The 14901-nt window shown below is 39.6% G+C and carries 15 protein-coding genes; 2 read left to right on the top strand and 13 right to left on the bottom strand.

Going from position 1 to position 14901, the window contains the following annotated elements; translation table 11 throughout:
- Positions 1 to 67 precede the first annotated feature (67 nt).
- Positions 68 to 1639, top strand: coding sequence for a stage V sporulation protein B (gene spoVB / locus SAZ04_RS08945; protein WP_332694241.1), 1572 nt, complete (start codon positions 68 to 70; stop codon positions 1637 to 1639).
- A gap of 276 nt (positions 1640 to 1915) precedes the next feature.
- Here the strand turns inward: spoVB and SAZ04_RS08940 are convergent, their stop codons facing one another.
- Complete coding sequence (locus SAZ04_RS08940; RefSeq protein WP_332694239.1) at positions 1916 to 2575, bottom strand: DUF421 domain-containing protein; 660 nt, start codon at positions 2573 to 2575, stop codon at positions 1916 to 1918.
- Between the two features lie 90 nt (positions 2576 to 2665).
- Positions 2666 to 3955: an ArsB/NhaD family transporter gene (locus tag SAZ04_RS08935; RefSeq protein ID WP_332694237.1), complete on the bottom strand. Its 1290-nt coding sequence runs from the start codon at positions 3953 to 3955 to the stop codon at positions 2666 to 2668.
- Between the two features lie 160 nt (positions 3956 to 4115).
- On the opposite strand from SAZ04_RS08935, the gene SAZ04_RS08930 reads away from it, so the two are divergent.
- Entirely contained in the window at positions 4116 to 4493 is a 378-nt protein-coding gene (locus tag SAZ04_RS08930) for a TIGR04086 family membrane protein (RefSeq protein WP_332694235.1), read from the top strand.
- 188 nt (positions 4494 to 4681) lie between these two features.
- Here SAZ04_RS08930 and yajC read toward each other — a convergent pair whose 3' ends face one another.
- From yajC to nadC, 11 genes are all read right to left on the bottom strand, one after another.
- Complete coding sequence (gene yajC / locus SAZ04_RS08925; RefSeq protein WP_332694234.1) at positions 4682 to 4945, bottom strand: preprotein translocase subunit YajC; 264 nt, start codon at positions 4943 to 4945, stop codon at positions 4682 to 4684.
- A gap of 194 nt (positions 4946 to 5139) precedes the next feature.
- A complete protein-coding gene (gene tgt, locus SAZ04_RS08920) occupies positions 5140 to 6279 on the bottom strand; it encodes a tRNA guanosine(34) transglycosylase Tgt (protein WP_332694232.1) in 1140 nt (379 codons plus the stop codon).
- A gap of 19 nt (positions 6280 to 6298) precedes the next feature.
- Positions 6299 to 7324: a tRNA preQ1(34) S-adenosylmethionine ribosyltransferase-isomerase QueA gene (queA, locus tag SAZ04_RS08915; RefSeq protein WP_332694229.1), complete on the bottom strand. Its 1026-nt coding sequence runs from the start codon at positions 7322 to 7324 to the stop codon at positions 6299 to 6301.
- An 81-nt stretch (positions 7325 to 7405) separates the two neighbouring features.
- Positions 7406 to 7624, bottom strand: coding sequence for a DUF2905 domain-containing protein (locus SAZ04_RS08910; protein ID WP_332694227.1), 219 nt, complete (start codon positions 7622 to 7624; stop codon positions 7406 to 7408).
- 2 nt (positions 7625 to 7626) lie between these two features.
- Complete coding sequence (gene ruvB, locus SAZ04_RS08905) at positions 7627 to 8625, bottom strand: Holliday junction branch migration DNA helicase RuvB (protein WP_332694225.1); 999 nt, start codon at positions 8623 to 8625, stop codon at positions 7627 to 7629.
- A 16-nt stretch (positions 8626 to 8641) separates the two neighbouring features.
- A complete protein-coding gene (gene ruvA, locus SAZ04_RS08900) occupies positions 8642 to 9256 on the bottom strand; it encodes a Holliday junction branch migration protein RuvA (protein ID WP_332694223.1) in 615 nt (204 codons plus the stop codon).
- 205 nt (positions 9257 to 9461) lie between these two features.
- Positions 9462 to 10034 (bottom strand): intercompartmental signaling factor BofC, encoded by a 573-nt coding sequence (locus SAZ04_RS08895; protein ID WP_332694222.1) that lies wholly within the window; start codon positions 10032 to 10034, stop codon positions 9462 to 9464.
- Positions 10035 to 10212: 178 nt separating this feature from the next.
- Complete coding sequence (locus SAZ04_RS08890) at positions 10213 to 11385, bottom strand: YhcN/YlaJ family sporulation lipoprotein (RefSeq protein WP_332694220.1); 1173 nt, start codon at positions 11383 to 11385, stop codon at positions 10213 to 10215.
- A 258-nt stretch (positions 11386 to 11643) separates the two neighbouring features.
- Positions 11644 to 12654, bottom strand: a complete 1011-nt coding sequence (gene safA, locus SAZ04_RS08885) for a SafA/ExsA family spore coat assembly protein (RefSeq protein ID WP_332694217.1) — start codon at positions 12652 to 12654, stop codon at positions 11644 to 11646.
- Between the two features lie 288 nt (positions 12655 to 12942).
- On the bottom strand, positions 12943 to 14049 hold the full coding sequence (gene nadA, locus SAZ04_RS08880) for a quinolinate synthase NadA (protein ID WP_332694214.1): 1107 nt from the start codon (positions 14047 to 14049) through the stop codon (positions 12943 to 12945).
- Entirely contained in the window at positions 14050 to 14889 is an 840-nt protein-coding gene (gene nadC, locus SAZ04_RS08875) for a carboxylating nicotinate-nucleotide diphosphorylase (protein ID WP_332694211.1), read from the bottom strand. It lies immediately after the preceding gene.
- Positions 14890 to 14901 lie beyond the last annotated feature (12 nt).

The raw sequence follows: 14901 nt of genomic DNA, 5'->3' as shown, positions 1-14901 counted from the left end.
CCACTACTAAGCATATAAATAATAGCGCAAAATATCCATCATTTTTTTATGAAGGTAGGGGCTATACATGACGAAGCAAACTTTTCTCAAAGGAGCACTCATTTTAATAATTGCCGGACTTATCACGAGGTTCCTAGGCTTTGTAAATAGAATCGTCGTTGCAAGAATAATGGGAGCTGAAGGGGTCGGTCTCTATATGATGGCTGTTCCCACTTTGCTTCTTGTCATTACGCTAACGCAATTAGGGCTACCTGTTGCCATTTCAAAGTTAGTGGCCGAAGCAGAAGCAAAAGAAGATAGGCAACGAATAAAAAGAATTCTCGTTGTCGCCCTTTCTGTTACAAGTGTACTAAGCATCATCTTTACCGTTGCCATGATTGCCTTCGCTCCTTTCGTTGCGAATATGCTGTTAACCGATGCAAGAGCCTATTATCCATTAATAGCGATTGCACCAATTGTTCCGATTGTTGCCCTTTCATCCGTCATGCGTGGTTATTTCCAAGGTCGTCAAAATATGAAACCGACCGCTTACTCACAAGTTATTGAACAGGTTGTTCGCATTACCCTTGTAGCGGTATTGACAAGCGCCTTTTTACCGATGGGTGTAGAATTTGCAGCTGCTGGTGCGATGATTTCGGTTGTCATTGGCGAACTTGCCTCCCTTCTATACATGATCTTTATGTTTAAAAAGAACAAACGCTTCCGCCTTCGTCGTCGTTTCTTTAACTATGCCAAAGAAGGAAAACAAACATTTCACGATTTAATGGCTATATCTTTACCAGCAACAGGAAGTCGACTTATCGGGTCCATTTCTTTATTTTTCGAACCCATCATAGTAGCTCAAAGTTTAGCAATGGCCGGTGTTGCTACGGTAATGGCAACGAGTCAATACGGTGAACTTGCTGGATTTGTTATCCCAGTTTTATTATTACCAACCTTTATCACATACTCTCTGTCTGTTTCACTTGTACCAGCCATCAGTGAAGCGGCTGCAAAGAAACATTTTAAGACAATTCACCATCGCTTAAACCAAGCATTACGACTTGCCCTTTTATCGGGAGGAATCTCAGCCGTCATCCTATACGTTTTCGCCGAACCAATCATGGACTTAATGTATGATGCACCAACCGTTGCAACTTATTTAAAGCTAATGGCACCATTTAGTATCTTTTTATACTTCCAAGGACCATTGCAATCCACATTACAAGCTTTAGACCTTGCTAAAGCTGCGATGATGAACAGTCTTTTCGGTGCTATAATTAAGATAGCTGCGATCTTTGTTCTTGCATCAAGACCTGAACTTGGCATCATGGGAGCGGCTCTTGCCATTGTTATCGGATTTGTCTTAGTAACATTGCTTCATTTTGCATCAGTTGCAAAAACGATTAGCTTTACGATCGATACAAAAATGGTTGGGAAGTCCATCCTCTTAATCATTGTTTCAACTTGGATCGGATTTGTCCTTTCCAATTATGCTTTCCAGTCTTTTACTCAACTTTGGCAAACCATCCTTGCAATAAGCTGCACCTTTATTTTTTATAGTGCACTTATGCTTATCCTTGGATTAATTAAAAAAGAAGAGGCCATAAGAATTCCATTTATCGGTCAATGGATCAGCTCATTTATCCCACGTTCGTAAACATTCATCAAAGAAAAGGGTAATATCCCCTTGGAAGAGGTTGTTCAAATTTGAACAACCTCTTCGCAATGAGCATGCATGGTTTTAAAGCCTACTCTGTGCGACTTTTAAAAAGGAGAGAGTTGCGAGTAAGCCATTTTATCATACAGCCTTAAATGCTATAAAGCCTAATTAGATTCTTTTATTGAGAAAAACTATAACTTGGGGATCTCTTCATATTTCAACCATACAAAAAACCAAGTCACCTCCTTATTTTTAAGGAATTCGGACTTGGTTTTATCTCTCATCTTTTAAATCAACAAAAAAGGTATCTCGGTCCTTTAGGGCACAATAGGATATCTTCTTAATATCACGATAACCTATTTTTCGCATTTGTTGACGGAGCCAGAGCTGCGTTTGATTAATTTGTTGTAAATGTTCATCTTGAATCTTCCCATCTAATATCAACGGCAACGGCATTCTCGGCCCATTATCTCTATTTTGTTCTTCTTGTTCTTCAATTACTGACAACTTCCCTGAAGGTTCTAAGATAGCAAACTCTACATCAGATAACTTGCTGACCTTATTTTGTCTTAATTGAACAAGAAGGTCATCAAAGTTATACCGTTGCTTTCTCATCTCTCCTACATCAATCTTCCCTTCGTTTATCAGAACAGATGGCTTGCCATCAATTAATTTGCGCAAACGATTATTTTTTAAAGAGATAATCGCCAACACAATTTGAATGGCTGACAAAATGACGATAGGAATAATAGAATACATCATAGGAACTTCTATGTTTTCTATGGATATTACTGCAAGCTCAGCAATCATGATCGATACGACAAAATCTAATACTGATAATTGTCCAATCTCACGTTTCCCCATAAATCTTAACACAAAGAGGATGATAAAGTAGATGAATATGGTGCGTAGCATAATCGTCATATAATCCATCGTACATTCCCCCTTATCATGTAACCATGCTTTAATGGTTAGTATGACCAAGGAAGAACGAACACATGATTTGTAGCTTTTGGAAGTTCACTATATAAAATCAATGAGGTATCTGAAATACAAATAAATCGTCGAAATTATAAATGAAACAATCGCGATTGGCAGACCAACTTTTAAAAACTCCAAATAACTAAAAGGATGTTTTGCTTTTACTGCCATTCCTGCTACAATAACATTTGCTGTTGCCCCAATAACCGTCGCATTGCCACCTAAGCAGGCACCTAGAGCTAATGCCCACCATAAAGGATCTAAGTTATTCATTCCAAATTCCTGGAATTCAAGAATCACTGGAATCATCGCTGCAACAAATGGAATGTTATCGACAAAACCTGATAAGATCCCCGATCCCCAAAGAATTACAAGAGCCGTTTTAGGAACGTCTCCATCTGTATAATAGATGATCGACTTAGCAACTTCATCAATAATTCCAACTTCTTTTAATCCTCCAACTAGCATGAATAAACCAATAAAGAAAAAAAGCGTCACCCACTCGACCGAACGAAAGACTTCTTCCATATCTTGTTCCTCATGCGTAATTAACATAAGTAAAAGGGCACCTACCATGGCAATACTCGTTAATTCAACATGAATAAAAGGCTGGATAATAAATCCTATTGTCGTCATTGATAAAACCGAGACTGATTTTATAAGAAGCTTTCGGTCCTTAATATATGTAGTTGGATTAATGGCATGTAATTTCGCTTGATCTTTTTTTGTAACCACTAATTGTTTTTTATAAACCGCTACAAGCCCAGCCATTACAACAACAAAGATAATAATCACAATAGGACTTAGGTGAATCAAAAAATCATTAAAAGTTAAATGAGATACCGCTTGCCCGATCATAAGGTTTGGAGGATCACCAATTAATGTCGCCGTCCCTCCTATATTCGATGCCATGACGATTGTCAATAGAAACGGAACTGCCGGGAGCTTCAGTAATGATGTTAATGTAAAAATAATAGGAACTAGTAACAAAACTGTCGTCACATTATTTAAAAAAGCTGACCCGAAAGCAGTTAATGACGAAATGACTATTAAAAGAGGTACAGGCCGTCCGTTTACCCGTTTAGCCAGTGACACTGCCACATATTCAAAAAAGCCGCTTTGGCTTGTAATTGATACTAAGATCATCATAGCCAAAAGAAGTGTTATCGTATGCCAATCGATATGTTGCAAAAAGGCTGAATTTATTTCATACACACCAAATACAAGCATGAGTACTCCACCAAAGCAGGCGATGACAGCTCGATTTAGTTTTTCTGTAATTATAAAGAAGTAACTGCAAAGAAAAATGATTAAAGCTAAGGTTACCCCCATGTTCGTACTCCTCTCCCCTCGCATTTCTACCATCCTATGACATGGCTCATGGAAACATGTCCGTTTTCTAAGACAAGCAATTTTTGCGTCTATTCTAAAACAAGCCTGAATAAGCTTTTACTAGAGATTATTTTTTAAATTGAAAGGAGAGGACGTTCTAATGACTTATCGTGGATTTTTTCCCGCTGTTTTATTTGGTCTAACAACCATACTAGTCATTGCTCTAACATTTAGTTTAGTTGTATCAATTGTGTTATCTTTCACATCATTTACGGAACATTCAGTCAAATGGCTGATCACAGTTGTTGCATTTGTAACGATGTTCTTCGGAGGAACAATTGCGGGAGCAAAAGCGAAGGAAAAAGGTTGGATTGCTGGAGCCACTACAGCTTTGTTGTTTTCATTGCTAACATTTTTAGTCCAATATTTAGGTTACGATAGCGGGTTCACAAACGAACAGTATCTATTTCATGCTGGCTATATTTTTGCAGCAGCTATTGGAGGAATTATCGGTGTCAATCTTAGTAGTAATAAATAAGAAAGACGGCGCAGCCGTCTTTTGAAGCAATGAGTGGAACCTTTGCCCTTCTTCGAGTAATCAAAAGTCTCTTCGAACAACCTTCACACTGCTTAATCGAATTCATGCTTCTCTGAATTCACTCAAATTTTTATACTTTCTTTTAAATAAAGAAGCGCAGCGATGATCGCTGCGCTTCTTATGTACTATCAATCTGGATTCACAACTTCACGTACAGCAGCACGATCAAAAGTGAGCTTGCGATTATCATTAACTAGAATAACCATTATATCTTCATCTACAGCGTCAACTGTCCCATGAATTCCACCAATCGTGATGATTTTATCTCCACGTTGAAGTGCATTATGCATTTCGCGAATCTTTTTTTGCTTCTTTTGTTGAGGACGAATAAGTAAGAAGTAAAAAATCGCAAACATTAATAGTAGCGGAAGTAAAGTTCCAAATAGTTCCATGTGTTTTCCCCCCTTTCAGTAGTAAAAAGATCTTACTTTTTTCTTGTTCACTAAGTAGCACAATGGCTCCACTACTGCGCGTCCACTACGAGCTTTCACTCGTAGCAGGTGAAGACACATCTCCCACTATTTGCAGCGGTTACACTCATTGCTCCGAGGAAGACCAAAAGGTAAACCATCCTTTGTCCAACCTCTTAGAAATTTTTTGCATTTGGTTTATTAAAACCATATTGTTCAAAAAACTCTTCTCTGAAATCAAGTAAACGATCATCTCGGATCGCCTGTCTGACTTGCTCCATTAAGTTTAACAGGAAATACAAATTATGATAAGAGGTCAATCTAAATCCGAACGTTTCTTCACATTTAATTAAATGTCGGATATAAGCTCTTGAATAATTTTGACAAACGTGACAATCGCAATTTTCATCTAAAGGTCTGAAATCTCTTGCATATTTAGCATTGCGGACAACAAGTCTTCCTGCACTTGTCATCAGTGTCCCATTCCGCGCTATCCTTGTCGGCAAGACACAATCAAACATATCAATTCCGCGTATTGTTCCATCAATTAACGAATCGGCCGATCCCACTCCCATTAAATAACGCGGTTTATTTTCTGGTAAATGAGGAGTTGTGAATTCAAGTACGCGGTTCATCACATCTTTAGGTTCACCAACGGATAGTCCACCGATGGCATAGCCAGGAAAGTCAAGAGAAACCAGATCTTCTGCACTTTGTCTACGTAAGTCTTCGTATTCTCCGCCTTGTACAATCCCAAATAAGCCTTGATCTTCTGGACGTGCATGTGCACTTAAACAACGTTCTGCCCAACGGCTTGTCCGTTCTACCGATTTCTTCATGTAATCAAATTCAGCTGGATAAGGTGGACATTCATCAAATGCCATCATAATATCGGACCCTAGCGCATTTTGAATTTCCATGGCCCCTTCAGGACTAAGAAACAGCTTGTCACCATTTAAGTGGTTCCGAAAGTGGACACCTTCTTCTTCAATCTTACGCAAGTCACTTAAACTAAAGACTTGAAAGCCACCAGAATCAGTTAAAATCGGACGATTCCAATTCATAAATTTATGCAATCCACCAGCTTCCTTCACGATATCATGACCCGGTCTCAACCATAAATGATACGTATTGCTAAGGATGATCTGAGCATTCATATCATATAAATCTTCAGGGCTCATCGTTTTTACCGTTGCCAGTGTTCCAACTGGCATAAATATCGGCGTTTCAAATGTGCCATGCGGGGTATGAACTCGGCCTAAACGAGCACCAGATTGTTTACAAGTCTTTATATGTTCATACGTAATTGCTGCCATAGATGTTCCTCCTTTTTTGCTATCTAATTAACATTGCATCTCCAAAACTAAAGAAACGATACTTCTCTTTTACCGCATGTCTATACGCATCTAACACATACTCTCTACTAGCAAATGCACTTACAAGCATAACTAAAGTTGATTTCGGTAAATGGAAATTAGTTAATAATCCGTCAAAGGATTGTACTTGATAACCAGGATATATGAAAATTGAAGTCCATCCTGATGCTTCTTGAAAGTTGCCATGCTCTTTTACAATTGTCTCGAGCGTACGGGCTGACGTTGTACCTACAGCAAAAATCCGTCTGCCATTTTCTCTTACAGACTGCAATAATCTTGCTGTACCAGCACTCATTTGATAAAATTCAGCATGCATTTCATGCTCTTCGATCTTGTCAACACTAACAGGTCTGAATGTTCCAAGACCGACATGAAGCGTAATAAAAGCAATATGAACACCTTTTTCTTCAATTTTTTCTAACAGTTCTTTTGTAAAATGTAACCCAGCTGTTGGGGCAGCAGCGGATCCTCTATTTTTGGCAAAGACTGTTTGATACCTCTCTTGATTCGGGAGAGTTTCTTTTATATATGGGGGTAATGGCATTTCACCGAGCTCGTCCAAAACTTCATGAAAAATCCCTTCGTAGCTCATCTTGAGTATACGGCCTCCATGCCCAGCTTCACCTGTACAAGTTGCTGTTAAGCGTCCATCACCAAATTCAATCACAGTTCCTACTTTCACTCGCTTAGCTGGTTTCACAAGCGTTTCCCACTGATCATCTTCTAGCTGCTTTAACAAGAGAACTTCGATACTTGCTCCAGTCTCTTTCTTTGTACCATATAGCCTTGCTGGTAACACTCGCGTATCATTTAAAACTAAACAATCTCCTTCAGCTAGTTCATCAATAACTGATAAAAACTGAAGATCTTTTGTTTTCCCTGTCTTACGATCAAGAACAAGCAAACGAGACGCCGTCCTGTCAGGAAGCGGCGTCTGAGCGATTAATTCTTCAGGTAATTGAAAGTCAAATTCTTCTACATTCATGTTTAATTCACCTTTTTTTAAAATATCCGTTCTTTTTACACCTTTGTTATCATACCCAATCTATAAACGGGTTGCAACATATTAGCGAAATCGCCCAATAATAAAAAATAACAATGATAAGACAATGCTGATAATGATACTTGTCATAACAGGAAAGTAAAAAGTCGAATTTTCTCTTTTTATCAATATATCACCAGGAAGTTTTCCGAGTGGTATCATTCGACCAATCAAAAGCCATAATCCTCCAATGATGATACACAAAACACCGACTGTAATGAGTATTTTCGGAAATGAGTTCATTCTTACTCAGGTACCTCCATTTTAAAGTGCTCATAGCACGCTGGACTTACAACTCTCCCTCGTGGTGTTCGTTGTAAAAAACCAATCTGAAGCAAATATGGTTCATACACATCTTCAATCGTGTCTGGCTCTTCTCCTATTGTTGCTGAAATGGTTTCAAGTCCAACTGGCCCACCACGAAACTTTTCAATCATTCCATATAATAATTTATGGTCAATATGATCAAGTCCTAATCGATCAACTTGTAATTCTTCAAGAGAATTTTTTGCAAGTTCAAGCGTGATCGTTCCATCTCCCTTTACTTGGGCAAAATCACGCACCCGGCGAAGTAAGCGGTTGGCAATACGTGGAGTTCCTCTTGAGCGGCCTGCAATTTCCACGGCAGCTTTTTCCTCAATGTCCGTCTCAAAAATCTCCGCAGTCCGACTCACGATAACAGCAAGATCTTTTTCTGTATAATACTCAAGACGTGCCAATACTCCAAACCGATCCCTGAGTGGTGCTGACAACATTCCTGCACGTGTCGTTGCACCGACTAGGGTAAATGGTGGCAATTCTAATCTGACTGAACGTGCTGTTGGCCCTTTTCCAATGACAATATCAAGACAGAAGTCTTCCATTGCAGGGTACAGCACTTCTTCCACCATCCGATTTAAGCGATGAATTTCATCTATAAATAAAACATCTCCCGGTTCAAGTCCACTTAAAATTGCCGCTAAATCACCCGGCCTCTCAATCGCTGGACCTGAAGTCGTTCTCATTTGTACGCCCATTTCTGTTGCAATTATTCCAGCTAAAGTAGTTTTCCCAAGTCCAGGAGGTCCATACAACAGAACATGATCCAAGCATTCCTCACGCATTTTTGCAGCTTTCATAAAGACTTGCAGATTTTTCTTTACATTTTCTTGGCCAATATATTGCTTGAGTCTATGTGGTCTGACACGTTGATCAAGAGAATCTTCCAACCCTTGTTCCTCAGCAGATACCATTCGCTCTTCCACGTAATCCCCCCCTACACTAAACCTTTAACAATAATTGAAGTGCTTTCTTTATATACCCATCGATTGACATCTCTTCTTTCTCTAAATGCGGACGGACTCTTTTCAACTCCTTCTCAACATACCCAAGTGCACGCAATGCTTCAAACGCTTCTTCCAACATCACATTCTCCGTTGCACGGTTGTTACTTGCTTTTATAATCATTTCACCTTGCTGAAACAAATCAGGTGCGAAATCGCCTAATTTTCCCTTTAAATCAAGAATCATCTGACGTGCCGTCTTTTTACCCACACCAGGAAACTTCACAAGAAACGTTTCATCTTCCTCTTCAATTGCATGAACGACATGTTCAGGTTGGCCTGAAGCTAATATTGCTAATCCGCCTTTAGGTCCTATTCCAGAAACATTTAAAAGCTTCTCAAATAAAGCACGTTCCTCTTTTGTTTCGAACCCGTAAAGTCGAATTAAATCTTCTCTTACATGCTGGTATGTAAAAATTTGCACCGTTTCGTCTAGTTGTTTTTGGAACTTATATGGATTAGGACAGTACAACTGATACCCTAAACCATGATGATCAATTACAATATACTGCGTATCAATATCAACTAATGTACCCCTTACGTATTCAATCAAATCGTTCTTCCTCTCATACGAACATTTATTTCTATTTTATCATAAGCCAAGACCAACCGTCATAGAAAAACTCCCACTCTCTATCCTATCGTAAATAAGTGATGAAGATACTGTCTTTTGATTCCATCTATACATTGAAACGCACTTTTATTCCGTCTCGCACAAAAAAATTGGGTGATTCTATAATTGAATCACCCAACTGAATTTACATTTGAACGGACTTATACTGACCAAATACTTGCAATACCTCTTCATAGCGTTTAAGGTTTTGAACAGGTATTCCTTTTATCAATTCAGTATGGTCTTGACTTTTTAATTTACGCGTATCTAATTGAAAAAATGATTGAATCACTTTTTCTTCATTTGGTTCCCCTTCATAAATCGATAGAATACCGTCTTCAGTAATACCAAAATATCCATTAATTTTCAAGAGAGGAGAAATATCCTCTACTTCCCTCCTAAAGATCAACTCATTTTCATTTTGATCAATTAGATCCCATCCCTCATAATGAGCCCAAAAATCTTCCATGGATAAAATGGTTTCTTGGATTCGTTCCTGACTTTTCTCTCCATCCAAATAAATCCGTTCTAATACAATATTAATCGTTTGCGGACCCATTACTTCAAAAGCTTCCGGTTGATGATCGTTGCCTTTTTCCTTTGCTTGACTTCCTTCAATTACATTAGTATTCCAAACCATAAAGCCCGTAATCATAAGCATTACACATATAAAAAGAAAGTAAGTATTTCTGCGCTGAGTTCGTTGAAATTTTTTCATCAGCTATTCACCACCATTAGAAAATATCAAAAAAATTCTTCGATTCATAGGTTAATCTTACCCACAAATGGAAGGTAGCATTCGTTATGTAATAATTTTTTAATTAGATCTAGTAATTGGTAATGATAGTTATTCAAAAAGAGAAAGACAGTGAGCAAGCCCACTGTCTAAATTATTATTAACGTGAACGTTCTAAAGGTCGTTGTACCGCTCGACCTAAATCGTTAAGCATCTGAGTAAATGTTGCGCCAACTTCTTCGAATGCTGCACCAGTTCTTAGTTCGTTATCCATAGTTCGAATACGACTGACCGCATCAGAATCCGTTACTACACGTACATCCTTACCATCAGCTAACCCTTTTACAGTACGTTCAACTTCTTTTTTCACGTCGTCCATATCTCCTGAAGTCGTAATCCCAACGACAACATCATCATCATGAACAATAACACGAGCTTCCTTAACACCATCAACACGTTCCACTCGTTTTGATAATTGTTGTACCGTTTTCCCTTCATAATCCTTGTGATAATTTACCGTGTCTTGTGTTCGTGTTCGTTGTTGACCTTGATGAACTCCCGTCCGGTTACCACGATCAGTTGTACCATATTGAGCTTTATTACGCGTTCCTTGATTTACATTTCCACGATCACGCGCTTCTAAATTCATCGCTCCCTGGCCTTGACGACGGTGTCCATGATTAGTGCCTAATGTACCAGTTCCACCTCGTGCTCTGCCACGTAAAATACCATCTTCATCAACCATTCCCGGTCGATTTCCTCCTGTTAAGCCAGCACGCCCCATTCCTACACGGTTGGCACGGTGCCCATCAACGGCATTATCTCGAGTTAAGCCAGCACGCCCCATTCCTGGAGTTCTCGTTCCTTGACGATCAGTCACACCATGAGTACCTTGCGTACCAAACATCCCTTGATTCGTTCCAAAATTATCACGTCCAGTGTTGGTGTAACCAACACCTCGCTGATTCTGTGTACCACGTGTTTGATAATTGTTAAGGTGAGTACGCGCTTGTCCTTCACCTGCACTTAGACCAAATCCACCTTGACCTGTACGACCAGCTTGTCCTTGACCTCCAAATAATCCACCTCGACCTGTACGACCAGCTTGTCCTTGACCTGTTACACCACCACGGTTATCTGGTGTCATCATATCAGTTATAGGACCTTCCCCACGGTAACGGCCAGTTGTCGCTGTTCCATTACGCATATCTTGGGCTTGGTAACCTGTTTGTTGGTTTGCACCCATATCAGTTGCTTGATTATCGACTCCACATCCAACAAGCCCACCTAAAAGCATAGTAGCTGTTGCTACTGACATTGCAATTTTCTTCATTTTAAATTCCCCCTTTCACCACTTATCATGGCTAATCAGACGAACGATTACTCTGTTACATCTTGGTTCCTATTCCATGAGAAAGAGAGGACAAGCAAAAGGTCGTTTTTTTGACCTTTTGCTTGTCCCATGAGCAATGAGCTAAGCGTTACTTGGTTTTAAGGTCTTTATGAGTGTTTTCTCATAAAGACCTTTAACGAGTGAAGCCATTGCCATCATTAAAAGGTCAGATTTTTGACCTTTTGCTTGTATCTTATATTAATCATCGTAGTCATCTGATTCGTGATAACCGTTCATAAACTGATTCTGTTGTTGAAATTGTTGGAATGGCATCATTTGACCATTTGGTCCATACATTATTGGTTGACCAGGCCCACAACAATCATTGATCATGCCAGGAATAGGTTGTTGCTTCGGCATTTGCTGTTGTGGCATTTGCTGTTGTGGCATAGGTGGCATAGATGGTTGCTGTTGTGGATAATATGGCATTTGTGATTGAACTTGCTGGAGTTGTGGCTGCATTGTATGTTGTGGATAAAACGGCATTTGTGATTGTGCTGACTGAAACGGCTGTTGCTGCATTGGCTGCATATGTCCACCATAAGGCATAGATTGCGGGTATTTTGGACCGCATCCACTTTGACAACCAGGCATTAACGGACTTATTGGTTGCATATATTCTGGTGGACAAGGTGCATGCTGTTTCGGCTGGTACATTGGCGGTTGCATTGGCGGCTTCATTTGTGGTTGAATGGACGGTTTGACCGGCGGCTTAGGCGCATAATGTTTTGGTGTAACTTCTGGCTTAACTTCTTCCTTTGGTTTGACTGCTTCTTTTTTAGGCTTAGACACAGGTGGTTTTTGAACGGTCGGCATTTCTTTTTTAGGTTTAACCTGCTGTGGCTGATAAAAATTGATATTGGTTTCAAAGGTATTATAATCAACATGTGTTTTTTGCTTTTTAGTTGGTGGTGCCATCTTCTGTGGCATTACTGGCATTTTCGGCATCTCTGGCATCTGCATCGGTGGTGGCGTTTGTACTTCTTTCTGCTGAACTGGTTGCTCTTTCATTGGTGCCGCTTGTGGTGCAACTTGACTTTCTTTTTTTACCGGCACACTCCCTGTTGGGATTTTAATTTTCATACCTGGCATAATCATGTCTGGATTTGATAACTGTGTATTCGCTGCCTTTAACTGTTCGAAATTCACCCCATACTTTTGAGCCAATTTCCAGAGTGTATCACCCTTCTGTACTATATGAATTTTCACGTTTCCAATCCCTCCTCTTACCGTTCTTTACATCGTATGTTGATGTAGGCGAATTGACACGAAACTCTAGCCTATTCAAGTAATTAAAAATTGAAAAAAGCTTAGTAAATCAAGGCGTCTCAGCACAGCTTATGTCAAAAAAATAGGTTTATGCCTATATCCTTCCGAAAAAAAATCCATCCCTTCCCTACTCTGATATTATTGAACCAAGCCAAGACCTAAGTTTCTCTTAACTCTCTAACCATCCAGCTCAGCAGCACTAACGATCTAAAAATAAAAAACCCATCATTACGATGGGCGGTCGAGCATACGTTTAAGTGCTAAATTTCCTTCTGTTGTTGTTTTTTCATCTACTGTAATTGGATAATGCAGACGTCCTTCGACGAGCTCCTCAAGCGACCACAGTAAATGGTCTAAGTCAATCCGGTTCATCGTTAAGCATGGACACATCGTCGGATTTAAAGAAAAAATCTGTTTATCCGGATATTGACTCGCTAGACGATTTACCAAATTCATCTCTGTTCCAACAGCCCAAGAAGTTCCAGGGTCTGCCTTGCGAATTGTTTCAATAATATAGTGAGTAGAACCATTTAAATCAGCCGCTTGAACAACGTCAAATGTACACTCTGGATGAACAATCACATTTGTCTCAGGAGAATTCTTACGCAGTTCTTCGATTTGCCCTACTGTAAATTTCTCATGAACAGAACAATGTCCCTTCCATAACACAACTTTAATATCTTCAACTGCACCTTCATAAATAAGTTCACGAGCGATCGGATCCCAAACGGCCATTTCCTCAAGTTTAATTCCTAGGTCAAATGCTGTATTACGACCTAAATGTTGATCTGGTAAAAAGAGCAATCTTTGTTTTTGTGTAAAGGCCCATTGTACCATCGCCTTCGCGTTTGATGACGTAACCGTTGCACCACCATTCCGACCGCAAAATGCTTTTATAGCCGCCGTACTGTTTACATACGTAAGTGGTAAGATCGTATCGCCCATTAATTTCTGTAGTTCAGTCCAAGCAAATTCTGTTTGTGAAATATCGGCCATATCGGCCATTGAACAGCCCGCCTTTAGATCAGGTAAGATCACATGCTGCTCATTAGTTGTAAGCATATCGGCAGTCTCCGCCATAAAATGAACACCACAAAAGACAATAAATTCTGCATCTCGATTCTCTTTAGACAGTTGTGCTAACTGCAATGAGTCTCCTGTCACATCTGCAAATTCAATGACTTCATCACGCTGGTAGTGATGCCCAGGAATAAACAAACGACTTCCTAACTTTCGTTTCACCTCATAAATACGTTCACGTTTTTCATCATTTGTCAGTTGTGCATAATGTTCAGGTACACGATCAACGGTTGCAACTTTTTCAAGAAAATTCATTTAAAGTCCCTCCTCAAGTAAAAAACTAATGTCTGTTGCCTTAACTGAATGTGTTAAACATCCTAACGAAATGTAGTCGACTCCCGTTCCTTGAAACGAAGACAGGTTTTCAAGAGTGATTCCTCCAGAAGCTTCTGTTTTGATGCTTCCTGGAACCAATTTGACATAATCCTTTATTTCAGCTGGTGTAGCATTATCAAACATGATGACATCAACTTTTGCCGCAATTGCTTCTTTCACTTCTGCTTCGTTTGTCGTCTCAACCTCAACCTTAACCATATGGCCAATTTGTGCTCGAACGGTATTTACCGCATTGGTTATCCCCCCACAAGCAAGTATATGGTTTTCCTTTAGCATTACGGCATCACTGAGACTCCGACGATGATTAAATCCACCACCACAGCGAACTGCGTACTTCTCAAACATTCTTAAACCCGGAGTCGTTTTTCTCGTATCACAAATTCGAATAGCAGGATCGTCCAATGTATTTATTGCTGCTTGAGTCATTGTTGCAATCCCAGACATCCGTTGAAGAATATTTAGTAACACACGTTCACCTGCAAGCATCGGAATGACTTTCCCTGTAAATTGTGCAATTGTATCTCCTTTTTGGAAGGATTCACCATCTTTTATAAATACATTTACGGAAATTGATCGATCAATGATGCTATAGCCAATTGTCCATATATCCGCCCCAGCCATGATCCCATTTTCTTTCGCTACTAGTTTCGCTTGACCAGTCGCTTCTTGCGAAATGGCAGATTCACTTGTAATGTCTATTTCTCCTAAATCCTCAAGTAAGAAACTCTCTAATTGCTTCTTCACCAGAATGTTATTCATTTTTTCCTCTCC

It is taken from the genome of Halalkalibacter lacteus, from assembly GCF_036663595.1.
Lineage (GTDB): Bacteria > Bacillota > Bacilli > Bacillales > Bacillaceae_D > Halalkalibacter > Halalkalibacter lacteus.
Note: the sequence above shows the minus strand (reverse complement) of the source record. Positions and strands in the feature narration are given on the sequence as shown.